At 67.5% G+C, this 3005-nt stretch carries 2 protein-coding genes; both read left to right on the top strand.

What is annotated here, in order from left to right:
* Positions 1-164 precede the first annotated feature (164 nt).
* On the top strand, positions 165-1250 hold the full coding sequence (locus H8R17_RS44950) for a glycoside hydrolase family 43 protein (RefSeq protein WP_187828914.1): 1086 nt from the start codon (positions 165-167) through the stop codon (positions 1248-1250).
* Position 1251: 1 nt separating this feature from the next.
* Positions 1252-2664, top strand: coding sequence for an RICIN domain-containing protein (locus H8R17_RS44945; RefSeq protein WP_187828913.1), 1413 nt, complete (start codon positions 1252-1254; stop codon positions 2662-2664).
* The last annotated feature ends 341 nt before the right edge of the window (positions 2665-3005 follow it).

The following is a 3005-nucleotide window of genomic DNA, read 5'->3' as shown; positions in this document are numbered from 1 at the left end:
ACGAACCGATCAACTCATCGAAGCGACCCATACCGCATCAACGAGCCCAACTACCGCAAGAAACCCACTAATTCATCGACAGGCCCCGCTTACCTTTTCGGCGTTCGTAATGACAGATATTGTTCGTTATGTCGAACACTTTCCCCCTGTGAGAGGCAGCCCGCATGAGCCGCGCCGACGATCTGCCCGAAGTCCCCAGCCGCCGCCTGCTGTTGAAGGGTGCCGCGGCCGCCGGTGCCCTCGCCGCCGTCCCCGGTGTCGCCGAGGCCGCCGCCGCGCCGGACGGACCCCCGAAGGCAGCCCCGTACGTGAACCCGCTCGTCCTCCAGCGCGCCGACCCGCACATCCGCCGCCACACCGACGGCTTCTACTACTTCACCGCCACCGCGCCCGAGTACGACCGGATCATCCTGCGCCGTTCCCGCACCCTGAACGGCCTGTCCTCCGCCGCCGAGTCGGTCATCTGGCGGGCCCACCCCACCGGTGACATGGGCGCCCACATCTGGGCGCCGGAAATGCACCGCATCGGCGGCAAGTGGTACATCTACTTCGCCGCCGCGCCCGCCGAGGACGTGTGGAAAATTCGCATCTGGGTGCTGGAGAACTCCCACCCCAATCCCTTCAAGGGCACCTGGGTGGAGAAGGGCCAGGTCAAGACCGCCTGGGAAACCTTCTCCCTGGACGCCACCACCTTCACCCACCGCGGAACGCGTTACCTCGCCTGGGCCCAGCACGAGCCCGGCCTGGACAACAACACCGGCATCTTCCTGTCCGAGATGGCGAACCCGTGGACCCTGAAGGGCCCTCAGATACGGCTGTCCACCCCGGAGTACGACTGGGAGTGCATCGGCTTCAAGGTCAACGAGGGGGCGTACGTGCTGCAACGCAACGGACGCGTCTTCATGACGTACTCGGCCTCCGCCACCGACTCCAACTACTGCGTGGGCCTGCTGACCGCCGACGCCGACAGCGACCTCATGGACCCCGCCAGCTGGGCCAAGTCCCCCGAACCGGTCTTCACCAGCAACGACACCACCAAGCAGTACGGCCCCGGCCACAACTGCTTCACGGTCGCCGAGGACGGCCGCACCGATGTCCTCGTCTACCACGCCCGCCAGTACAAGGAGATCAACGGCGACCCGCTGAACGACCCCAACCGCCACACCCGTATCCAGAAGCTCGGCTGGAAGCCGGACGGCACCCCGGACTTCGGGATTCCCGTCGCCGACACCGCGAAGGCGGGAGCATGAGATGAGACGCGCCTACGCGATCCTCCTCGCCGTGGTGTGCGCGCTCGCCGGTGCCCTCGTGACCGCCGCGCCCGCCCAGGCGGCACCTCGGACGATCACCAACGGCACCCAGTTCACCGCCACGAACGGAAGCCCCGTGCACGCGCACGGCGGCGGCGTCCTCAAGGTCGGCTCCTACTACTACTGGTTCGGCGAGCACCGCAACGCCGACAACACCTTCCGCTACGTGGACGCCTACCGCTCCACCGACCTGAAGAACTGGGAGTTCCGGGGCCACGTCCTGACCGAGGCCAGCGACCCGGAGCTCGCCAGCGCCAAGATCGAGCGGCCGAAGGTGATGTACAACGCCTCCACCGGCAAGTTCGTGATGTGGATGCACAAGGAGAACGGCACCGACTACAGCGAGGCCCGCGCCGCCGTCGCCGTCTCGGACACCGTGGACGGCGCCTACGACTACCGGGGCAGCTTCCGCCCGCTCGGGCAGCACATGTCCCGCGACATCACGGTGTTCACCGACACCGACGGCGCCGGCTACATGGTCTCCGCCGCCCGTGAGAACTACGACCTGCACATCTACCGGCTCACCGCCGACTACACCGGCATCGCGAGCCTGGTCGCCAACCCCTGGCCGGGCGGCCACCGCGAGGCCCCGGCGCTGTTCAAGCGGAACGGCGTGTACTTCATGCTGACCTCGGGCGCCACCGGCTGGAACCCCAACCAGCAGCAGTACGCGACGGCCACGAACCTCGCCGGGCCCTGGTCGGCGATGCGCAACGTCGGGGACTCGACCGCCTACGGATCACAGACCGCCTACGTGCTGCCGGTGCAGGGATCCTCGGGCACGTCGTACCTGTACCTCGGCGACCGCTGGGGCAACTCCTTCGGCGGCACCGTCAACGACTCCCGGTACGTGTGGCTGCCGCTGACCTTCCCCAGCTCCACCTCGATGTCCATGTCCTGGTCCCCTGAGGTCACCATCGACACGGCCGCCGGGACCGTCAGCGGCAACAGCGCCACGTACAACACCCTGATCGCCCGGCACAGCGGCCGGTGCGCCGACGTGACGAGCCAGTCGCTCTGGCAGGGCGCCCAGATCAAGCAGTACGACTGCAACGGCGGCGCCAACCAGAAGTACTGGTTCAAGTCGGTCGGAAGTGGTTACTACCAGTTGATGGTGCGCAACAGCTCCCTGTGCGTGCAGGAGAACGCGAGCACCGTCACCCAGCAGAACTGCAACTCCTCGGCGACCAACCAGCAGTGGTCTCTCACCACGACCGGTTCCTACGTCAACGTGAAGTCCCGGGCGACCGGCGAGTGCCTGGACGTGTCCGGCGCCTCCACCGCCAACTCCGCGGCGATCATCACGTACACCTGCAACGGAGCCTCCAACCAGCAGTGGACGCGCGGTACCTGAGCTGCCCGTCATGGAGGTCCGGGCTGGGCTCGCCCTCGGGTGAGCCCAGCCCGGACGGGTCGTTTGAATCGATTTGGCGAAAGGGCTTTCGCCGTCCACATTGGCAGTTCATCGAAATCTGTCAGAACTCTAGAAAGCGCTTGCCCTCAGGCGGTACGGTCCACCCCCGGGCCTTGTCGACGCTGGGAGAAGCCGCGCATGAGACGTTTCAGCATCGCCGCACTGGCGACGGTGACCCTGGGGACCGTCCTGTCGGCCGCACCGGCCGCACCGGCCGCACCGGCCGCACCGGCCGCACCGGCCGCACCGGCCGCACCGGCCGCACCGGCCGCACCGGCCGC

The organism is Streptomyces sp. TRM68367 (assembly GCF_014495685.1).
In the GTDB taxonomy this organism is placed as follows: domain Bacteria; phylum Actinomycetota; class Actinomycetes; order Streptomycetales; family Streptomycetaceae; genus Streptomyces.
The sequence above is the reverse complement of the archived record's forward strand: the minus strand, read 5'-3'. Positions and strand labels throughout refer to the sequence as shown.

What these genes read in the sequence shown, in the direction of transcription:
- H8R17_RS44950 (WP_187828914.1), top strand. Translation starts at nt 165, where the DNA reads ATGAGCCGCGCCGACGATCTGCCCGAAGTCCCCAGCCGCCGCCTGCTG.
- H8R17_RS44945 (WP_187828913.1), top strand. Translation starts at nt 1,252, where the DNA reads ATGAGACGCGCCTACGCGATCCTCCTCGCCGTGGTGTGCGCGCTCGCC.